Genomic DNA, 19,318 nt, shown 5'->3' on the forward strand with positions numbered 1-19,318 from the left:
GCAACTTTGAGTCGTAGTACCACCCCAGATTATCTACTTACTCTCAACCTCTTGCCTTATGCTCGTACGTGCTGAACTCCGTAAGCTCCTGCCCTACCGCACGGTCTGGATTGTGCTGGTACTCTTTGCGGGGCTGCTGGCTTTCTTCGTTTCAGTAGGTGGCAGCGTGACTATCAATGGTCAGACTATGGGCAGCAGCCTGTATGCGTTTCCGGGCTTGTGGACCAAACTGGCGTACGTAGCCAGCTACTTTCATCTGCTGCTTGGCATTCTGCTCATCATTCTTATTACCGACGAATTTCAGTTTCGCACCTTCCGGCAGCAGCTCATCGACGGCCTCTCCCCGGCCGGCCTGATACAGGGCAAACTCGCCGTAGCGGGCCTGCTAACGCTGTTTGGGATGCTAGTGGTGGTGCTGGTCGGACTCTACTTTGGCCTTACTCACACCGCCGGTTCCGGCGCTTCTGCCACGGAAGGGCTGTTCGACGCGCTGCTTCGCTACGGCGTGCAGGCCTTGGGCTACCTTAGTCTAGCCGGTCTTTTTGGCTTCCTGATTCGCAAAGCGGACCAGCCATCCTGCTTTTCCTGCTGTATTCCTGGGTAATCGAGCCCCTGCTGCGCCTTCCCGTCGAGGACCAGATTGACCGCTATTTCCCCACCAAAGTATTCAGCAGCCTTACGCCCAACCCTTCGCAGGCCATCCTCGAAACCATGACCGGTCCCACCAGCGCCCTCACCGCCGCCCAAGCCGTACCAATCACGCTGGTTTATGCCGGAATCTTCTGGCTCTGCAGCTACCTGCTGCTCCGCTACCGGGATCTGTAGATTTTATTTAGACTCCTAACGATTGCCTCACCCCCCCGGCCCCCTCTCCAAGGATTCCGCGTATTAAGCGGCGAAGGGGGTGAGGCCCTCGTTGCACAACAAAAAAGCCCCCCAGGATTCTTCTGGGGGGCTTTTTTCATCTCAGTGAGCAATTGAAACTACATAATTAAGGCTGCTTTTCTTCTGTTAGCGAATTGGCATAATTCACGATAAAGGCCAGTTCACGGGCGATGGTGAAGTTCAGGTTATTCTGCTTCGCGTACTTCTCAATCTGACGGGCCTGCTTTGGGTAAGCCGCCAACAAGTCCTTTTTCGGATTACGCAGCGGAATAATGGAGCCCGTTGGCGTACCCAAATAGAAATTGTCTTTTATCTCCGAATATGAGCCCGCATAGCGCGAAGGCCCATACGGCGCACCGCCATAGCCGCCCCCATACCCATAAGGGCCGGCGGCGTACACGGGCCGTTCTATAAGGGCTTCGCGGCGCAGCAACACCGTAGGGCCGCTGCTCAGCTGCTCAAAAAACGCCGGCGACTTATAGTCGCTGTAGTCATTGTCGCGATTCCAGCGGTAGGTACGGAATACGCGTACCAAGCTCGTGTCGGGCCGCTCCCGCCGCTTGGGCAGCGGGCCGTTGAAGAATGCCGGGCTGCCGTAGTAGTAGCCCCGGCGCGCATCATAAAAGTCGTCGTAGTAGTACGCGTCGCGGCGGCGGTCAAACTGCTCGCCTTTTACGGCAAAGCTCTGTACTGCTACCGCCGAGAGTGTGCTAATGGTATTATCGGGCATGGTCATGCGCACCACGTCCTCGTTGCGGTGCAGCACCAGCGGTCCTTCCAGCGTGTCGCCGTTGGCCAGTAGAATGGTGCTGCCCGCAAACTCCTGCACAAAATTGCTGCGCTGCGCCAGGGCAGCCGAAGCCGGGAACAAGCTAAGCACCAGGGCGGCCGCACCGGCACTCAAAACGGAACGCAGGATTTTCATAGCCAGAGTAAGATAGCCAAAAAACGCGTTTTCCGGTCTTTAGGCTACAATTCTTTTTCGGCTTCTACCGTCGTTTTACCGGGGTGCAGCTTACTCAGAATCATGTGGCCGAGCTTATCGCGCTTGGTAGTTAAATAACTCTGGTTGTGTTGGTTGGGTTCAATTTCGATGGCTACGGTTTCCACAATTTCCAGTCCGTAGCCCATCAGGCCGGTACGCTTGCGCGGGTTGTTGGTCAGCAAGCGCATCTGGCTGATTCCCAAGTCGCGCAGAATGGAAGCGCCCACGCCATAGTCGCGCTCATCCATGCCAAAGCCCAGCTCCACGTTGGCCTCTACCGTATCGCGGCCCTGCTCCTGCAGCTTGTAGGCCTTCAGCTTATTGAGCAAGCCGATTCCCCGGCCCTCCTGATTCATGTACACGACCACACCCCGCCCGGCCTTATCGATCTGCTCCATGGCGCGGTGCAATTGAGGGCCACAATCGCAGCGGCACGAGCCGAAGATATCACCGGTTACGCAGGACGAGTGCACTCGCACCAGCGGTGGCTCCGAGCCCGTCAGGTCGCCTTTTACCAATGCTAAGTGCTGAGCCCCATTGGAGCGCTGGGTGAAGGCATAAAGGTCGAAATCACCCCACTGAGTGGGTAATTTGACGGTGATATCACGGGTGATCAGACTTTCTTTGGCCAGGCGATACTTGATCAGGTCCTGCACCGAAATCAGCTTCAGATCCCACCGCCGGGCCACTTCCTCCAGGTCGGGCAGACGGGCCATTTCGCCATCTTCCTTCAGAATCTCAACCAGTACTCCAGCCGGCTCAAACCCCGCCAGACGCGCTAAGTCAACTGCCGCCTCCGTGTGGCCGGCGCGGCGCAACACGCCTTCTTTGCGCGCTTTAAGCGGGAAAATATGCCCCGGCTTGCCTAGCTCTTCGGGCTTTGTCGCAGGGTCAATGAGCGCCAGAATGGTCTTGGAGCGGTCAGAAGCGGAAATACCCGTCGTGACGCCGTGGGTGAGCAAGTCAACCGATACCGTGAAGGGCGTAGCGTGCAGGGCCGTATTGCGGCCTACCATCAGCTCCAAACCCAGCTCCTCACAGCGGTCTTCGGTCAGCGGCGCGCACACCAGCCCGCGGCCGTGAGTAGCCATAAAATTCACGATTTCGGGCGTGGCACAGCGGGCAGCACAGATAAAGTCGCCTTCGTTTTCGCGGTCTTCGTCGTCGACCACGATAACTACTTTGCCGGCGCGGATATCGGCAATGGCGTCTTCTATTGAATTAAGCATGAACGTAGGTGATGCAGATTAAAGGATGTTGTGGCGGTAGGGTTTTGAAAAACCTAGTCGCAAGGCTGGCAGAACAACCACCAACAGCGCCACGAAGTTACGACAGGTGAAATTCTCGAATGGCAAACGGCTATAGTAGCATCATCATCAAGTTTCCTCTGACCAGAAAAGCCAGAACAATGTAGAGACGCGACACTTCGCGTCTGGGCGTTGAACGGTGACATCTTTATCATTCAGGTTAAACAACATCAACACCCGGAGGCCAGCGGCGCTAACGAGGAGACGCGAAGTGTCGCGTCTCTACCTTGTTCTTACTCCTTCGCCAGCTCCGTCGCGCGCTGCTGAGCCGCTTTGATACCATCTACCAGCGTTTCGGCCAGGTTGCCCGCCCGGAAGGTGCGCAAGGCCGCCTCCGTAGTGCCGCCTTTGGAGGCCACGTTGGCAATAAGCTGGTCGATGCTTTGGTCGGAGTTGTTGAGCAGATGAAAGGCCCCCAGCATCGTCTGCTTTACCAGCAGCCCCGCTACTGATTCCGAGAAACCCATCTCCTGCCCGGCCCGCATCATGGCCTGCACGATATAGTAGAAATACGCCGGCCCACTGCCACTCACAGCTGTAACAGCATCGAGCAAGCTCTCATCTTCCATAAAAATAGAGCGGCCCGTGGCGTTCAGCAGGTTCTCGACCTGATGCAACCGACTGCGGCTTACTTCCGGAGAGGCCGAAAAACCCGTGATTCCCATACCCAGCAACGCCGGCGTATTGGGCATGGCCCGCAGCACTTGTCGGTGGCTCAGCTCCCGCTGCAGACGCGAAATCGGGATGCCGGCCATGATGGACACCACTACCTGCTCGGGTTGCAATACCTGCCGGAGCCCATCGGCCACCCGGCCAAAATCCTGGGGCTTCACCGCTACCAGCACCACATCGTAGCTGCCCACGTCGGCGGACAGCAAGGCCGTTGGCATACCCAGCTGGCTGGCATTCAGGCGCGCACAATGCGCGTCGTCGCGGCCCAGCAGCAGCATATCGGTGCGCGCCACGAGGTTGTATTGCAGAAATGCTTTCGCAAAAGCCTGCCCCATGTTGCCGCAGCCCAGAATAGCAATGCGTAGGTTCTTATTCATGAGGATGAAGTAGTTAATGATAAGCAGAGAAGCTCATTGGAGCACCAGGCTGGTCCACAACTTTTTAATCAAGTCTGCCTTGGTCGCCTCTAAGCCTAAATTCACTAATGCGCCGTGCTTATCCTAGCGCTTTTCGAACAAGCGCTCCAATCGGCGGGTAGCCGTGGCCCAGTTGTAGTTTTCGCGCACAAACTCAAGGCCCCGCTGCCCCAACGCTTTGGCCTGTTCCGCCTTAGCGAGCAGGTTGCTGATGTGTGTTGCCAGCTCCGCAGCTGATTGTCCAACAAGCAAGTGCTCTTCTACCGTCCCGCGTAAAGCATTGTTGGCCAACGGAGTAGTGACACACGGCAGGCGCATGGCCATGGCTTCGAGCAGTTTATTTTGCAGGCCTGTTCCCACGCGCATGGGCGCCACAAATACGCCCGCCGCCGCATACGCCTCCCGGATATCGGACAGCCAGCCGCTGACCGTGACGGTGGGTGATGCTAAGGCCTGCACCCGCGGCGCCGGCGTGGTACCGGCAATCAGCAGACGGGCCTCCGGATGTTGCTGCCGCACCAAAGGCAGAATTTCCTCGGCCAGAAACACAGCGGCATCCACATTCGGATGGTAGTTCATGTTGCCGCAAAAAAGAATCTCATATTCCTTTTTGCTTTGCACGGGCCGAAAATAGCTGGTATCGATTCCGTTTAGCACCACCTCAATCTCGGCCCGACGCGGGTGGTCGATAAGCTGGCGGTCCTGGTCGGAGATGATGGCGTGGTGACGAAACCACTCAAATGCCGCTGCCTCATATGTGCGCAAACGCTGTGCTTCGAATTGAAACACCGGCCGCTGCCACTGGGGGGCTTTTTCGGCCCGGCGCAGCATGCCGGCCGAAAACACATCCATATAATCCAGGGTGCAGGGCAAATGCTTAGCGTGTGGCCGCAGGTATTCGGCCATACGGATGAGCTGGCAGTAGGCGTGGTCGGGCTGAAATTGGGTAATTATCTGATCGAGGCAGCGCTGGGCCGTAGCGTTATGAAAGTAGCCCACCTGCAACGGCCGCCCATTGGCCAAGGCGCGGGTCATGTTCAGGACAATGCCAGGGCGACGCAGGTGATGAATATGCAGGCCACCCGCGCACAGGGGCGTCACGGCCGCCAGCGCCGACGCCGTCACGGGCTCATCGGCGAGGGCAAACAGGCAAATCTCGTGGCGCTGGGCCAGGTAGCGAAGCTGATGGAAGGCACGCAGCTTATCGCCCTTGTCAAGCGGGTAGGGAAACCGGGACAGCAGGACGAGCAGCTTCATGGGGGGCAAAGTTAGACGCCGGGAGCAGTCAGGCTGCGGTAAAGGTCTATAAAGTGGCTTACTACCTGACGATTATCGTACGTGCCCAAGATGGTTTGGCGGGCTGCCTGCCCTATTCGGGCTTGGTCTAGCTCGCCGTTGTAATAGCTTTCAATACGATGTATCCACTCGCTGGGCTCATCGCAAAGCACAATATCGTGGCCGTTGCGCACGCTGATACCTTCGGAGCCCAGACCAGTGCTGATAATGCACTTGCCCAGTGCCATGCCCTCAATAATCTTGATGCGCATGCCGCCCCCGCTCAGCAAGGGCACTAGCATGACTTCGTAGCGCTGCATAAACTCCGGCGCCGATTCCACGAAGCCGTGCACGAAGACATTGCCCCCCCGTAGCCGCAGGATACGCTCAGGCGTTTCCTTTCCGGCAATATGCAGCTCCAGCTCCGGCATTCGCTCGTGTATATAGTGCCACACATTGGTCAAAAACCAATCAAGCCCTTCCAGATTGGGCAGCCAGTTCAGCGAGCCAATCATAAACAGCGTCTTTGGCTTAGGCTTAATGGCGGGGTCAAGCTGGAAGCGGCACAAATCCACGCCGGCCGGAATAAACACCACCGGCTCGGGGCAGCCTAAAGCCCGCAGGCGGCGCTGGTCAGGAGCAGTAATAGCGGCCACGGCATCGAAACGGGACAGATATTTTTCCTCAAACCGCTTCAGCCCATTTGCCAAATGATGCAAATACATAGCTTTCATGGGATTACGCTCCCGCTCCGCCAGCATTTTCCAGATGGTATGCTCCACGTTATGGGCACGCAGCACCACCGGCAGATTGGGGACTTCGGCCCGGATAACATCCACGTACCAAGTCACAAATGTACCTTCTAGCTGTACCACGTCGAAGTGCTCCGTGCGCAGCAGCTGTTTCAGCTCCGCCACCATCTGCTGGCTTACAAAGCGCTCCACATTGTAGGGCATCTTGCCCAAAAGCAGGTTTTTGAGGGCCTTTACAGGGTTCAGACGTGTATCGACGGGCACCGTGATGAGGCGCACTCCGGGCAGATGAGCCAGCACATCGACGGGTTGCTGGTGCTTGGGCGTGTTGGCCGCCAGCACCGTTACGCTGTGCCCGGCACGGGACAAGCCGGCAGCAACGTCGTACATGGCAATGGCACCCCCATCATGGGGCGGAAAAGGCACGCGCGGACAAAGCTGCAGAATATGCACAGGATACAAAAACAAGTTAGGTCAAAGCTAGTCAGGTAGCCCTAATATCGGATGCCGACCTGCTGACTTAGCAAAAATTCGCGGTCCGAAACTCAGGCTCTAAACTGCCGAATCAGGGTGCTTACTTGCTCCTCAGTCCCCAAAAACAGAAACACATCGCCGGGTTGCGGAATGGTGTCGGCGGAAGGGCTTACAAGCAGCTCGCCGTCCTGCAGTTTCAAGGCAATGACCGTAGCCCCGGTGCGGGAGCGAATGTCCAGGTCGCGGATGCTGCGCCCGCGCCATTCGGGGCGCAGCTCGTCGGAGCGCATTTCGTCCAGGCGCAGCTTGCGGGGGCCAAGCCCGCTGATCATGTCCAGAAAGCGGATTACCTCGGGCCGCATGATCAGATTAGCCATGTGTGAGCCCCCAATTTCGTCGGGCATCACTACCGAGTCGGCACCGGCGCGGAGCAGCTTGTGCTCGCTGCTTTTGAGACTGGCGCGGGCAATAATCTTAATATTGGGATTCAGCTCGCGGACCGTGAGGGCCACGAATACATTGTCGGCATCTTTGGGCAGGGCCGTAATGAGAGCCAGGGCCCGGCTCACCCCAGCGGCGACTAGGGTCTCATCGTCGGTGGCATTGCCAAAGACGGCCAGAATATTTGCCCCGTTGGTCTCATTGGCAACTTTGAGAAGGGACTCGTCTTGCTCGACTACTACTACCTGGGCCCCGTTAGCCTTCAGCTCATAATAGGCTTTGCTGCCATTGCGCCCAAAGCCGCATACAATGACGTGGCCCTCAAACCCACGGATTTCCTGGTCAATACGAATCATAGTAAACATAGCGCGAAGCTCGCCACTGAAAATGTAGGAAGTCAGCACCGACAACAGGTAGGCAACGACGAGCAGATTGAAGAAAATATAGAGCGAAACGAACAGCCGGCCGGGCGGTGACAAAGGGTGCAATTCTCCGAAGCCCACCGTCGAGACGGTAATCATGGTCATGTACAAGGCATCAATCAAACTGAAATCCTCAATCAGCATGAAACCGATGATGCCGCCGCCAAAGCTGGTGGTGGTCAGCAGCATGGCCAGTAAGAACCGTTTCAGGTTAAGACGCTTCCACATTTTCAGGTAAACAAGATAAAATTCAGGGGCTCTGAGCTGGCGTGGCGTCAGATGGGCGAAGCTACAGCCAGAATACTTAACTGGAAGCCCGCAGCAGTGCCCGCAGAGTTAGTCGGAGACAGTGAAGCTGCTCAGCAATTCGCTTTCCGATCATGCCAGATGATTTTTCCGAATTGCTAAACAGCTTCAGCGAGTAGTTCTCCTCTGTCAAAGGCAAACAAAGCCCTAGCCGCTTCGCGGAATGACCGTGCCCAGCATGCCGCCCAGCTGATTATCCATTTGTTTGAGCAGCTTAATGGCGTTCAGGGTTTCCATCAGGTCGGCCTCGTTCATGGGCTGGCGCAGGGCGTCGAGGCGGGTGGCTAGCTCGCGCTGCACGGTACACTTGTTGAGGCGCAGCACGGCGTTGTCGCAGGCTTGCTGAAGCAAATCAATCTCGCGGGGCACGTAGATCTGGTGAGTGGTCCAGTTGGGGCTTAGCTCGTATTTTTCGGTGGCTAAGTCGCTTACCAGCTGTCGAATATCGCCGCGCCCGTGCTGAATAAGCGTCCGCACATCGGGCCAGCGGCCCTGCTCCATTTCGGTGCGACAGACGTGCAGCAGATCAGCGTAAATAGGAGTCAGGAAAACGTTTTCTTCCAGCTGCCCGAACAGATACTGAGCCACGCTCATCTCCGGGGCCAGTTGCTGGGACGCGTACAGCAGAATCAGGCGCACTATTTCCCGCTCGCAGGCCTGCAATACATCGGGCACGGGCTCCAGCTCCTCAGTAGTGCCGCCATCCAGCGTCTGGGGGGCAAAAGCGTCGGATGGGGCGCCGTACATGGCCGCCTCGGCTTCCTCCTCCAGCGAGAGCGGCCGGGACTGGGTTGATGCCTGCTGGTTGCGGGGAGCGGGTTGAGCGGCAACTGATGAACCAGCGCTTTGGGGGCATTTTTGCCCCCCGCATTCTTCACCAGCTTGTTGTATTCGGTGATAAGTACCTGCTCATCAATGCCAAACGTGCCCGAAGTCTGCTGCAAAAACACCTGCCGCTTGATCGGGTCGGGCACTTTGGCGATGCTCTGGAGCACGTCGCGGATGGCTTCGGCTTTTTTTACCGGGTCCTGGGCGGCTTCGCGGGCTACGAGGTCGGTTTTGAAGCTGATGAAGTCCTTGCTGTGGTTTTCGAGGTGCTCGCGGAAGCGCTGGTCGCCTACTTTGCGGATGTAGCTGTCGGGGTCGTCGCCGTCGGGGAAGAGCACCACACGCACGTTCAGACCGCCTTCCAGAATCAGGTCGATGCCGCGCAACGAGGCCCGGATGCCGGCCGCGTCGCCGTCGTAGAGTACCGTTACATTGTCGGTGTAGCGGGCAATAAGCCGGATCTGGCTCTCCGTAAGCGAAGTACCCGACGAGGCCACCACGTTCTTGATGCCGCCCTGGTGCAAACTGAGCACATCGAGGTAGCCTTCCACCAAATAGCACGTTTCCTCCGCCCGAATAGCCTGCCGCGCCTGATACATCCCATACAGCACATCCGACTTATGGTAAATATCCGACTCCGGCGAGTTCAGGTACTTGGCCGTCTTGTCGTTGGCCTTTAGCGTGCGCGCCCCGAAGCCGATGGTGCGGCCGGCTACGTTGTGAATCGGAAACATGACCCGGCCCCGAAACCGGTCGTAGCGCCGGCCGGTGTCCTGGCCCTGGTCGTCGTCCTTTTTAACGACCAGACCCGTTTTTTCCAGGTATTTGCGCTCGTAGCCGGCTTTCTCAGCCGTTTTCAGCAAATCGTCCCACAGGTCGAGGGAGTAGCCCAACTCAAAGGTTTGAATCGTCTGCTGATTCAGGCCGCGCTGGCGCAGGTAGCTCAGGCCGATGCTCTGGCCTTCATCGGACTCCAGCAAAAGCTTATGGTAATGATCTTTGGCCCAGTTCGAGACGATGTACTGAGAGTCTTTCTCGTTCTGGACGAGCTGCTGCTCAGGCGTCTTCTCCTCCTCCTGAATCTCAATGCCGTACTTTTTCGCCAGGTACTTGAGCGCCTCCACGTAGCTGCTGCCCTCAATATCCATGATGAACTGCACCACCCCGCCCGCCTTGCCGCAGCCGAAGCACTTGTACAAACCCTTGGCCGGCGCCACCGAAAACGAGGGCGACTTTTCGTTGTGAAACGGGCAGCAGGCCCACATATTCTGGCCCTTGCGCTTGAGGCTCACAAAGTCGCCGACCACCTCTACGATGTCGGCTATATGAAGGATTTGATCAATGGTTTCTTTGGGGATACGCGCCATACAGGCAAAGGTACTACTGCGCCGTCCGGAAGTACTACCCAGCGCCGGCCGGGGGCAATCGTCCCGGAAACTAGGCCGCCGTCGCCCGCCGTCTGGGCCAACAGCCAGCCCCTCATGTTGCCGTATTTGCCCCCCAGAAAGTTTGCTTATCTTTCAAATGTGCCTCGGCGGTCGGGGCACCTTTGCTATATCTATATGTTGCGAAAGTTATTTATTGGCTTGCTGCTGCTGGTGTTCACGGGTTTGGTGCCAACCAGCTGCTTTTTCAAGTGCGCAACACCTGGTGAATACGCCATCTTGCGGGAGTTTAGCTTTGATTTATCAGAGCCCAATCCGAACATGCCACCCTTTAATGTACCAGCACTTACGAGTGGGGCGCGCACATCCGCGCCGGAGCTGTTTGCCAGCATGTGGCTACGATACGATTACGTAGCTGCCGCGCCCATGAGGCCGCTATTTACGCAGCAGGCACTAGCCTTCTCATGCGTGGAAGATTACGGCAGCAAAGGCGTAAAAGATCCGATAACAGCTGTTACGCTCACGAGTGCTGGCCTTTTCAACGGCATAGCCGCCGGGCAGTCGCTCAACCAATTCGTGCGCTGCCGCAACCACCGCAACGTGCGTGACACGCTTGAATTCTCAGTGGCACAACTCCCTGATTCAATCAACAGATGGAAAGGCGATGATTTGAGTGGCCCCGTTAGCCTGCGCATCAGCCCCAAGCCCCGCGACAATGCCCAGCAGCAATTTGAGCTGCGCATCCGCCTGCAAAGCGGAAAGGAAGTAGTGCAAACCACGCCGGCAATAATCTGGGAGTAAGTGGCTGGGGGGCTTTTTTAGGCCGCGGAGGCATAATTTCGTAAATCACATGCCAAGCGGCGCTTCCCGTCGGCGTTGTTGAGCTGAGATTTAACACGTAAGATTACACCTCTAAGTGGCGGAAGTAGCTCTTATCAGGAGCTAACATTCCAGTATCTTTAAACATAGGACTTGTTCCTAAAATAGAAACAGCGTAAAAGAGGCGGTCATGCTGAGCCTGTCGAAGCATCTCTCCCGCTTCGTTGCAATAATAACTTCGACAAAGCGGGAGAGATGCTTCGACAGGCTCAGCATGACAGACGTTTTCTGTATGTAGGAACTAGGTTTCTGTTACTGCTAGTCGGGGCAGCCGACTGGCTTGACGTCCAACAGAGCTGGCACCGAGACCAATTCAATGTCAGTGAAGGTGCGTAGATAGGCCTCTAAAAATGGCTTGTGCCCCGCGCCAACAATCAAGAGGGCCCTGCCTCCGGCAATTGGGGCGGTTGCCTCGCGAATGGCTGCGGCCATGTGCAGGTTCTGGGCTTCCCAGGCTGCCACCCGCTGACGACCTACGCGGCCCATCCTGTCGCTGCGGAGCATCGACAGCCACTGAGCATCAGCGTCCAATGCAGCGAAGCGCGGCGAATTCTTCCACTTCAGCACCGGCATAACTTCCGAGGCGGCAGCGAGCCGCATGGTCTCTTCGGGCACAGCGCGGAAGGCCGGCGTATTATGATTAAACAAGTCCTTGAAACGCGGCTCGGCTGCGACGGCCGCCTCCATATCGGCATTGCTGGGCAAGGCAACATCGCTCGCATGATCACCGGCTCCATACACCCGTTCTAAGCCCAAGTCAGCCGCCAGGCGGGCAGCCATGGAGGATAGCTCGCTTCGCATACCAACGAAGCGGCCGAGCAGCTTGGCCAGCGCCGGGGAGACACCATCCGCGGCAACCCGATCTGCCGGAGCTAGCCGCATCCACTGGACGGTAGCTGAAAAGGGCTCCGCCGCCGCCACAAACAAGCCGGCCAGCTGCCGTCGTTGCGCGGCAGACAAGTTGCCCTTTTCGGCCAGTGCATTCGCCTGCACCAACGCCTGGGCGGCGGTGAGGTGGAGCTCGGCCTGGGCGGCTTTCGCCATCTCCAGGGTCGGGCCCGCGTACCGGCCGGCCGTGCCGTGATAAGCCGAATAAGCGTCCAGGCCCATGACTTGTTCACCGGATATAGCTTCCGTCAGGATGATATCTGGCTTATAAGCCCGCAGGCGACACAGAACCGGCTCCAGCCACGCGACCTGAAAACTATCCGACACGCCATCGAGGTGCTCAAGGCCGAGAATCAACACCTTGGTGGGCGCCAGCGCTAGTTGCGGCTTGGCACTGGCCGGGTCGAAGGGCGCCTCCTGCTTCATTGCCGACACCTGTCCGGAGGGTGCAGTGCCCGCTGGCTTCACTACGCAGGCAGAAAGGGCCAACAGCAGCACGACCAAACAGCGGGCCGAGGTAAGACGATATTTTGACGGAGAAAGGACAGGCATTTCTTGGGTTCTTTTGGAGTAGTGGATAAATCTGGCCCGAAGAAACCATGCACTTGTAATGACCTAAATTTTATTCGACCAAGTGCCCGACTGGCACCACCAAAGCACGGGTTGCCACGCGATTTTTACGCCTTTATGCATTCCCCTCGCGGCGCCATTTTGCTAAAAAAGCCCCCCACGCGGAAATGTACGATAGCACCACTGTCGCTGCTGCAACGCCTGAGTAGCACTGCGGCCGCGACTGTGGTGACTAAGGGAGCAATTAGAAAGGCGGGCGTTTTCTGTCTTACGCTTCCTGAGTTAATGCGCAGCTTTTAGTAATTGTGGCTGGCGGTGGTTTCGGGGATGATAACGATGTAGTCGTAGCCGAGGATAATGGCTTCGAGCTTTTGGTTGGTTATCTGGAGCTTATCCGCAAGGATGGCGCGGCGCATGGGGCGGAGGTCTACCACGTTCCAAGCCGCGTTGGTGATGGGCAGAAATGGTTTCAGGTAAACTTCTTCGGCGTAAGAATAAGAGGCTGTGTTCTTGCTGAAGTCGTCCGGATTGGCCCCACCAACCTGCGTACCCTGCTTGCCCATTATCATGATATGCAGCGACTTCTGATCCTGCACATCGGCTAAGTTCACTACCAGGTTGCCCACATCGAAGATACCAGCCCAGGGACTCAAACCACGCGCCACATGGCTGGCGCCGAACTTGAACAACATCTTGGGTAGCGGCTGACTGGGGTCTGACTGGTACGGGCGCACGCCTTGCAGCAGATTGCGCCGCATCAGGTTGATACGGTCCTGATGACTGCTGAATTTACCAGCAAAAGCCCCCTGATAAATCTGGTAGCTGTCCACGAAATCCTGCACCATGCGTTGAACTTCCGGGCTTTCCTTCTGCGTGAAGGCCCGCAGGCTATCGATGCCGGATTGGCGCAGGGCCTTCATCGTGCTGTTATCGTAGCTGCCGCTTACCATGCCGGCCCGGTCGCGGGCCTGATAAGCCACCGCGCGCTGGCTCAGGTAAGCCTTCACGGGCTTGCTTTTTACTTTCCCGGCCAGCACTTCAAAAAAGCGTCCCGGCGAGGCTGCACCCACCTGCTCAATACCCAGCAGCGTTACATTCTGGGAACGGAGATAACGAGCCAGCTCAAATTCTTCGGCCCAGCTGAAAAACGACAAGGCTCCCGGATGTTGCCGCTCGAACGCAGTGGGCAGGCCGGGCTGTGCGGCTAACCGGCTTACCTCCTGGGCTTGGTATTTATCGACTTCGCTCACGTATACAGCCGGCCTGAATTCGCGGGCCAATGCTGTAGTGAACACCGGAATCTGCGCCATACCGTGGTCTTCGCCCACCAGCACGAACTGGCTTTGCTGAACATCCTGCCGCAACTTCTCCCAGCCGGGACCGGCGAATTGCGCACCGTTCTGCGTGAGGGCATACTGATTCTTTTGCACCAGGCGGGTGAGGGTGCTGTCTTGGGCGTGCGCGTAGCTGCTGAGCAAGCCGGCTACTACAGTAAAGGCTAACGGCCGAAAGCGGCAGCCATCTGGGGGGCAAAGAGGGGCGGCAGCAGCCAGGCGGCGGAAGAAGGAGGTCATGGGGGGCAATTTATTTGCGTTGGGGAAGAATCTGACCCAAAGAAATTGTGGAGCTTTAGGGACAGAAAGTTTATTCGACCAAACAGCCGCCCCACCCCACCAAAGCGCGAGTTGGTCCGCCTTTTTTCTATGCTCGAACCTACCTCCAGCCCGGCGCTTCGCTGGTACACGCTGAGCGCCCGCACCACGGCCGTACTGCTGCAACTGCTGCTATGGGGGCTGCTGTGCGGGTTCTATATTGCCTGGAACAACCGGCCCAACTATAACTTCGAGGGGCCTATCTGGCCGCTGGTGCTGATGGAAATGGGCTTTGCCATCCTGCTTTTCAACTGCCTGGTTTACCTCGTTATTCCGCGCTGGCTGCTGCGCGGGCACCGGTGGCGGGCGCTGGCGGGGGGCATTTTGTTGATCTTCGCTTACCAGCTCTGGATGTTTGCCGGCTCCTGGCTCGCGGAAACCTACGTGCCTATAGACTCAGTGCTGCGCCGGACGCTACATGAGTTTTACGTGAAAGATTTCTGGAGAAGACTGATCAGCGTGCAGGGAATAATGACCGGCTTTTTTGGCGTGCTGGCCACTATGCAGTTCCCGGTGGTTATCAGTTTTATAGCCTATACCCTGATCGTGGACCGGCGGCGGCTGGCCCTGGAGCGCAACCATCTGCACCTGGAGCGGAGCTACCTCAAGGCCCAGATCAATCCCCAGTTTTTGTTTAACACGCTCGGCAGCTTGCACACGATGACGCGCACCCGCGACGCCCGCGCCGGCGACGTAGTGCTGCACTTGGCCGACCTAATGCGCTACACGCTCTACGAAACCGATACCGAGCGGGTGCTGCTCAGCCGGGAGCTGGAGTTTCTGGAAGACTACCTGGCCTTGGAGCGCCTACGCCACCCCGAAACCACCATTGAGCATCAGGTAATCGGCTCGGCTACCACCCAGCAACTCACACCCCTGCTGCTGCATCCGTTTCTGGAGCGGCTGTTCGCGGCTCCCGCAGGGCTGGTTCAACTTAGCAGTATCGTTCGGGTGGAACCTGAGGAGATGACTCTGACGCTGGTCCGCCGCGCGGCGGGGCCTTCCGCTCCGTTCTATCGCACGGATGCCGTCGTGGTCGCCGCACTTCGCCGCTTACAGCTTCAGTATCCCGCTCAACACACGGTGCAGCTGACGGAGGACCAAGGGGAGATTCGGATTTCCCTCAATATTCGCTCCTAATATCTACGATGGAAGCTCACCCCTCCGGTTCGCTTAGCCCACGCTCGTATTCTACTTTGCGCAGCCGAATTATGGTGCCCATCGCCTTATGGACCTTGTTCGTGGGCTTCGAGTACTTCGTGTTCAGCGGGTGGAAAGAAGCGCCCATTGTCACTTGGGGCTTCGTCGTAAAGGACACGCTGGCGGCCTTGGCTGGCTATTATTTTTTCTCGGAGGTAGTCCTACCCCATTGTCTGCTCCGCCGACGCTGGCTGCTTACGGCCCTGGGCCTGGGGGCCATTTATTACTGCTGGGCCCTGCTCTCCTATGCTTTTTACCTGGGACTGGACAGGGCTGGGCTGGTTTCCCAGAATACTTACGACTACGTGCATCGCATTATTGACAAGGGACTCTGGATTGGGGTTTTCACGTGGCACGGCGTCAGTATCGGGCTTCACGATTTTTCCGTTACCGTGTTGCCGCCCATTCTGCTACGCTTCATCCGGTTTCTGCTCACCAGCAGCAACCAAAGCCTGCGCCTGGAGCGCGAAAACCTGAATTTGGAAGTTAATTTTCTCAAAGCCCAGATTAACCCGCACTTTCTATTTAATACGCTAAACAACATCTACACTATGGTGGTGAAGCAGGACAACCGCGCCCCCGATATGGTAGCCCACCTCTCCCACCTCATGCACTACACTGTGTATGAATCGGATGCCGCCCTGGTGCCGCTGGACAAGGAAATCGGGTTTCTGGAGGCCTACCTGGAGCTGGAGCGGCTGCGCTACGGGCAGAAAGTAAGTATCAACTATCAGAGCACGGTAACGGCTGCTGCCAGCTATTCTATCACGCCGCTGCTGTTCTTTCCCTTCGTCGAAAACGCCTTCAAGCACGGCGTGGATAGCAGCCTGGACGCTTCGTGGGTCACTATTTCGCTGGCCACGCAGGACGGGCACTTGCTGTTCGAAGTGGAGAACAGCTTCAGCCAAAATGCCCCCCAGCGCGAAGTTGGGGGCGTGGGCATTGTGAATGTAAAGAAGCGCCTGGCTCTGCATTATGCTCCTAAGGACTACCAGCTCACCATCACCTCCAACCCCGAGGCTCTCACCTACCGCGTGGCCTTGTCTATTCACCTCACGCCCGCAAAAATGCCCCCCAGCCTCGTTCTGGACGAACAACAACGTAGCGTCAAGCAGACAGCAGAGGTCACAAATCAAGTCTAGCTCCGATTTACTTTCTAAAGCTGTATAGAAAGTCACCCGAAGCCATAAAAAGGCGGTCATGCTGAGCGAAGTCGAAGCATCTCTACCGCTTCGTTGCAATGGTAATTCAACGAAGCAGTAGAGATGCTTCGATTCCTCAGCATGACGTGTAAACGACTTGCTACATAGCTCCCACTTTATCAGCCTCATCTGTTTACATTTTACAATGATTAATTGCCTGATAATCGACGACGAGCCCTTTGCCCGCGAGCTACTGCAAGGCTACGTGGCCCACATGCCCCAGCTGAACCTGGTAGCCAGCTGCGAGCATGTGTTTGAGGCCCTGGAGGTACTGCAGCAACAGCGCATCGATCTGTTGTTTTCGGATATCAACATGCCGCAGGTCAACGGGATTGAATTTATTCGCTCTCTGCACAATCCGCCGTACGTGGTATTCGTCACTGCTTCCCCGCATCATGCCATCGAAGGTTTTGAGCTGGATGCCCTGGACTACATTGTGAAGCCGGTGTCGTTTCCGCGCTTTATGAAGGCGGTGAATAAGGCGCTGGCGGTGCTCAACAGCCGACCGGCCGCCGCAGTAGCTCCGGAGCCGCAGTTTCTGTTTGTGAAGGAAGGCCACTCCCTGCGGCGGGTGCTGTTCGATGAAATCTACTACATCGAAGGCATGAAGGACTACATCCGTATCGTGCTCAAAAATCAGATGATCATCACCTATCTGCGCATGAGCCGGGTAGAAGACCAGTTGCCGGCCAGCCGCTTCACCCGCATCCAGAAATCCTACATCGTGCGCACCGACGCCATTAAGGCCATCAGCGGCAACGAGGCGGAGCTGTACGACTTGCCCGAAAAGCTGCCCATCGGCAAGCAGCACAAGGAAGCCTTGCTGGCCCAGTTCGGCCTCAGCTGAGTAACTAGAGTATGTGGACAGTAGACAAATAAGGCGGTCATGCAGAGCGCCGCGAAGCATCTCGCGTGCTGACGAGAGGTTAGTAATCAGACGGACAGCACGCGAGATGCTTCGCGGCGCTCTGCATGACCGCCTTATTTAGGTCAGAAGTTCTCACTGTCTACATAGCTTAGTAGCCGGTGCAAGCTCAGCGGTTCCCCAACCAATATCCGCTTGCTTAAACTCAAGCCAGCTTTTCCGGGTTATCTTTGCATCCTGATTCCTGAACTTATGGCTATTACCCAAGAAGACGTACTGCGGGCCCTCAGCTACGTGGAAGAGCCCGATCTAGGCAAAGACCTGGTGACGCTCAACATGATTGAGGACGTGCGCATCGACGGCCTGAACGTTTCGTTCTCCGTCATTCTCACTACCCCCGCCTGCCCGCTCAAAGAGCTAATTCACAACGCCTGCGTGCGCGCCATTCATACCATGGTCGACAAAGACGCGGTGGTGAATGTGAACCTTACTTCCCGCGTAACCACTGCTCGGGCCGCCAATTCGGCCGTGCTCAGCGGGGTCAAAAACATCATTGCCATTGCCTCTGGCAAAGGCGGCGTGGGTAAAAGCACCGTGACGGCCAACCTAGCCATTGCCCTGGCCCGCACCGGCGCCAAAGTAGGCCTTATCGACGCCGATATCTCCGGCCCAAGCATGCCCACCATGTTTGGTCTGGAAGACGCCCGCCCCCACGTATTCCAGACGCCCGAAGGCAAAAACCTCATTCTGCCCATCGAGAAGTTTGGCGTAAAGCTGATGAGCATCGGCTTTTTGGCCCCCAGCGACAATGCTATTGTGTGGCGCGGCCCCATGGCCTCGTCGGCGCTGAAGCAGTTTATTTCGGAGGTCGATTGGGGTGAACTGGATTACCTGCTCATCGATATGCCCCCCGGAACCTCCGATATTCACCTGACGCTGGTGCAAACGGTGCCCGTCACCGGCGCCCTCATCGTGACCACGCCCCAGAAAGTGGCCCTGGCCGATGCGCAGAAAGGCTTGCAGATGTTCCGTCAGCCCCAGATCAATGTGCCAGTGCTGGGCGTGGTGGAAAATATGGCCTGGTTTACGCCCGCCGAGCTGCCCGAAAGCAAGTACTTCATCTTTGGCGAAGGCGGCGGCAAAGCCCTCGCCGACAAGCACGAAGTGCCCCTACTGGGTCAGATTCCGCTGGTGCAGAGCATCCGCGAAACCGGCGACCAGGGCGCGCCCGCTATTACCCAGGAAGGCACGCCCGCCGCGGCCATTTTTGAACAGGTAGCCGAGGAAGTCGCCCGCCAGATTTCCATTCGCAACGCCGTGGCACCGCGTACGCAAGTAGTAGAAATGAACCGCTAATATGGCTATTCAGCTGTTTTTCCTCGCAACTGAGGATACGGCCGAACTTCCAAACCTGCTCTTTGGTTGGTTCTTAACCAGCTAAAAACCTTACTTTTGTCTTGCTTATTTTTTGTTTGCCTGGTAGCCCTAAATCAGTGGAATCAACAAAATCGGCGCTAACCTGCGATTCATGACACATTCTGCTGCCGTCGAAGAACATCCGCTCTTGTCCCGCATCGAGCAGGCCCTGGACGCGATTCGCCCCTACCTGGCCGCCGACGGAGGCAACGTGCGCGTGCTAAACATCACGGACGATATGGTGCTACAACTGGAGTTGCTGGGTGCCTGCGGTACCTGCCCTATGTCACCGATGACGCTGAAGGCCGGGGTAGAAGAATCGGTGAGAAAGGCGGTGCCTGAGATTCGCACCGTGGAGGCCATCAACCTCACGCCCATGTCGGCGCAGCCCGCCGGCCAAACCGGTCACCCTTTGCCCCCCACGCCCGTGCCGACGCCTCAGTTTTAGGTTTACCCGCTTTCAACATACCGCGCCCCGCTCCTGCTGGTTTCAGTGGA

17 protein-coding genes are annotated in these 19,318 nt (G+C 57.2%); 7 read left to right on the forward strand and 10 right to left on the reverse strand.

Annotated elements, in window-relative coordinates; translation table 11 throughout:
- Nucleotides 1-58 precede the first annotated feature (58 nt).
- Complete coding sequence (locus tag MKZ35_RS20575) at nt 59-604, forward strand: ABC transporter permease (RefSeq protein ID WP_482515100.1); 546 nt, start codon at nt 59-61, stop codon at nt 602-604.
- Between the two features lie 387 nt (nt 605-991).
- On the opposite strand, the gene MKZ35_RS20580 is transcribed toward MKZ35_RS20575, so the two are convergent.
- The 8 genes from MKZ35_RS20580 to dnaG form a co-directional block, all read right to left on the reverse strand.
- Nucleotides 992-1,810 carry a hypothetical protein gene (locus MKZ35_RS20580; RefSeq protein WP_482515101.1) on the reverse strand — a complete coding sequence of 273 codons (819 nt, stop codon included), beginning with the start codon at nt 1,808-1,810 and terminating at the stop codon, nt 992-994.
- Between the two features lie 44 nt (nt 1,811-1,854).
- Entirely contained in the window at nt 1,855-3,099 is a 1,245-nt protein-coding gene (locus tag MKZ35_RS20585; protein ID WP_482515102.1) for a bifunctional 3,4-dihydroxy-2-butanone-4-phosphate synthase/GTP cyclohydrolase II, read from the reverse strand.
- A gap of 311 nt (nt 3,100-3,410) precedes the next feature.
- Nucleotides 3,411-4,226 carry a pyrroline-5-carboxylate reductase gene (gene proC, locus MKZ35_RS20590; protein WP_482515103.1) on the reverse strand — a complete coding sequence of 272 codons (816 nt, stop codon included), beginning with the start codon at nt 4,224-4,226 and terminating at the stop codon, nt 3,411-3,413.
- 123 nt (nt 4,227-4,349) lie between these two features.
- Entirely contained in the window at nt 4,350-5,522 is a 1,173-nt protein-coding gene (locus MKZ35_RS20595; RefSeq protein WP_482515104.1) for a glycosyltransferase, read from the reverse strand.
- An 11-nt stretch (nt 5,523-5,533) separates the two neighbouring features.
- Complete coding sequence (locus tag MKZ35_RS20600) at nt 5,534-6,745, reverse strand: glycosyltransferase family 4 protein (protein WP_482515105.1); 1,212 nt, start codon at nt 6,743-6,745, stop codon at nt 5,534-5,536.
- Nucleotides 6,746-6,837: 92 nt separating this feature from the next.
- Nucleotides 6,838-7,857: a potassium channel family protein gene (locus MKZ35_RS20605; RefSeq protein ID WP_482515106.1), complete on the reverse strand. Its 1,020-nt coding sequence runs from the start codon at nt 7,855-7,857 to the stop codon at nt 6,838-6,840.
- 225 nt (nt 7,858-8,082) lie between these two features.
- Nucleotides 8,083-8,682, reverse strand: coding sequence for a hypothetical protein (locus tag MKZ35_RS20610; RefSeq protein ID WP_482515107.1), 600 nt, complete (start codon nt 8,680-8,682; stop codon nt 8,083-8,085).
- Entirely contained in the window at nt 8,574-10,130 is a 1,557-nt protein-coding gene (gene dnaG, locus MKZ35_RS20615) for a DNA primase (RefSeq protein WP_482515108.1), read from the reverse strand. Before dnaG ends, MKZ35_RS20610 begins: the two co-directional genes overlap by 109 nt.
- A gap of 195 nt (nt 10,131-10,325) precedes the next feature.
- Here dnaG and MKZ35_RS20620 point away from each other — a divergent pair, with 195 nt between their 5' ends.
- Entirely contained in the window at nt 10,326-10,949 is a 624-nt protein-coding gene (locus MKZ35_RS20620; protein WP_482515109.1) for a hypothetical protein, read from the forward strand.
- 336 nt (nt 10,950-11,285) lie between these two features.
- Here the strand turns inward: MKZ35_RS20620 and MKZ35_RS20625 are convergent, their stop codons facing one another.
- Together MKZ35_RS20625 and MKZ35_RS20630 are read right to left on the reverse strand one after the other, a co-directional pair.
- On the reverse strand, nt 11,286-12,467 hold the full coding sequence (locus tag MKZ35_RS20625; RefSeq protein WP_482515110.1) for a DUF5694 domain-containing protein: 1,182 nt from the start codon (nt 12,465-12,467) through the stop codon (nt 11,286-11,288).
- Between the two features lie 314 nt (nt 12,468-12,781).
- Nucleotides 12,782-14,059 (reverse strand): hypothetical protein, encoded by a 1,278-nt coding sequence (locus tag MKZ35_RS20630; protein ID WP_482515111.1) that lies wholly within the window; start codon nt 14,057-14,059, stop codon nt 12,782-12,784.
- Between the two features lie 129 nt (nt 14,060-14,188).
- Here MKZ35_RS20630 and MKZ35_RS20635 point away from each other — a divergent pair, with 129 nt between their 5' ends.
- From MKZ35_RS20635 to MKZ35_RS20655, 5 genes are all read left to right on the forward strand, one after another.
- Entirely contained in the window at nt 14,189-15,277 is a 1,089-nt protein-coding gene (locus MKZ35_RS20635; RefSeq protein WP_482515112.1) for a sensor histidine kinase, read from the forward strand.
- A 56-nt stretch (nt 15,278-15,333) separates the two neighbouring features.
- Nucleotides 15,334-16,479 (forward strand): sensor histidine kinase, encoded by a 1,146-nt coding sequence (locus tag MKZ35_RS20640; protein ID WP_482515113.1) that lies wholly within the window; start codon nt 15,334-15,336, stop codon nt 16,477-16,479.
- Nucleotides 16,480-16,684: 205 nt separating this feature from the next.
- Nucleotides 16,685-17,386, forward strand: a complete 702-nt coding sequence (locus MKZ35_RS20645) for a LytR/AlgR family response regulator transcription factor (RefSeq protein ID WP_482515114.1) — start codon at nt 16,685-16,687, stop codon at nt 17,384-17,386.
- A 270-nt stretch (nt 17,387-17,656) separates the two neighbouring features.
- On the forward strand, nt 17,657-18,760 hold the full coding sequence (locus MKZ35_RS20650; RefSeq protein WP_482515115.1) for an Mrp/NBP35 family ATP-binding protein: 1,104 nt from the start codon (nt 17,657-17,659) through the stop codon (nt 18,758-18,760).
- Nucleotides 18,761-18,932: 172 nt separating this feature from the next.
- On the forward strand, nt 18,933-19,268 hold the full coding sequence (locus MKZ35_RS20655; protein WP_482515116.1) for a NifU family protein: 336 nt from the start codon (nt 18,933-18,935) through the stop codon (nt 19,266-19,268).
- The last annotated feature ends 50 nt before the right edge of the window (nt 19,269-19,318 follow it).

It is taken from the genome of Hymenobacter sp. R533113 (assembly GCF_056835965.1).

Coding starts and splice junctions, on each gene's coding strand:
- MKZ35_RS20575 (WP_482515100.1), top strand. CDS start 59: ATGCTCGTACGTGCTGAACTCCGTAAGCTCCTGCCCTACCGCACGGTC.
- MKZ35_RS20580 (WP_482515101.1), bottom strand. CDS start 1,810: ATGAAAATCCTGCGTTCCGTTTTGAGTGCCGGTGCGGCCGCCCTGGTG.
- MKZ35_RS20585 (WP_482515102.1), bottom strand. CDS start 3,099: ATGCTTAATTCAATAGAAGACGCCATTGCCGATATCCGCGCCGGCAAA.
- proC (WP_482515103.1), bottom strand. CDS start 4,226: ATGAATAAGAACCTACGCATTGCTATTCTGGGCTGCGGCAACATGGGG.
- MKZ35_RS20595 (WP_482515104.1), bottom strand. CDS start 5,522: ATGAAGCTGCTCGTCCTGCTGTCCCGGTTTCCCTACCCGCTTGACAAG.
- MKZ35_RS20605 (WP_482515106.1), bottom strand. CDS start 7,857: ATGTGGAAGCGTCTTAACCTGAAACGGTTCTTACTGGCCATGCTGCTG.
- MKZ35_RS20610 (WP_482515107.1), bottom strand. CDS start 8,682: ATGTACGGCGCCCCATCCGACGCTTTTGCCCCCCAGACGCTGGATGGC.
- dnaG (WP_482515108.1), bottom strand. CDS start 10,130: ATGGCGCGTATCCCCAAAGAAACCATTGATCAAATCCTTCATATAGCC.
- MKZ35_RS20620 (WP_482515109.1), top strand. CDS start 10,326: ATGTTGCGAAAGTTATTTATTGGCTTGCTGCTGCTGGTGTTCACGGGT.
- MKZ35_RS20625 (WP_482515110.1), bottom strand. CDS start 12,467: ATGCCTGTCCTTTCTCCGTCAAAATATCGTCTTACCTCGGCCCGCTGT.
- MKZ35_RS20630 (WP_482515111.1), bottom strand. CDS start 14,059: ATGACCTCCTTCTTCCGCCGCCTGGCTGCTGCCGCCCCTCTTTGCCCC.
- MKZ35_RS20635 (WP_482515112.1), top strand. CDS start 14,189: ATGCTCGAACCTACCTCCAGCCCGGCGCTTCGCTGGTACACGCTGAGC.
- MKZ35_RS20645 (WP_482515114.1), top strand. CDS start 16,685: ATGATTAATTGCCTGATAATCGACGACGAGCCCTTTGCCCGCGAGCTA.
- MKZ35_RS20650 (WP_482515115.1), top strand. CDS start 17,657: ATGGCTATTACCCAAGAAGACGTACTGCGGGCCCTCAGCTACGTGGAA.
- MKZ35_RS20655 (WP_482515116.1), top strand. CDS start 18,933: ATGACACATTCTGCTGCCGTCGAAGAACATCCGCTCTTGTCCCGCATC.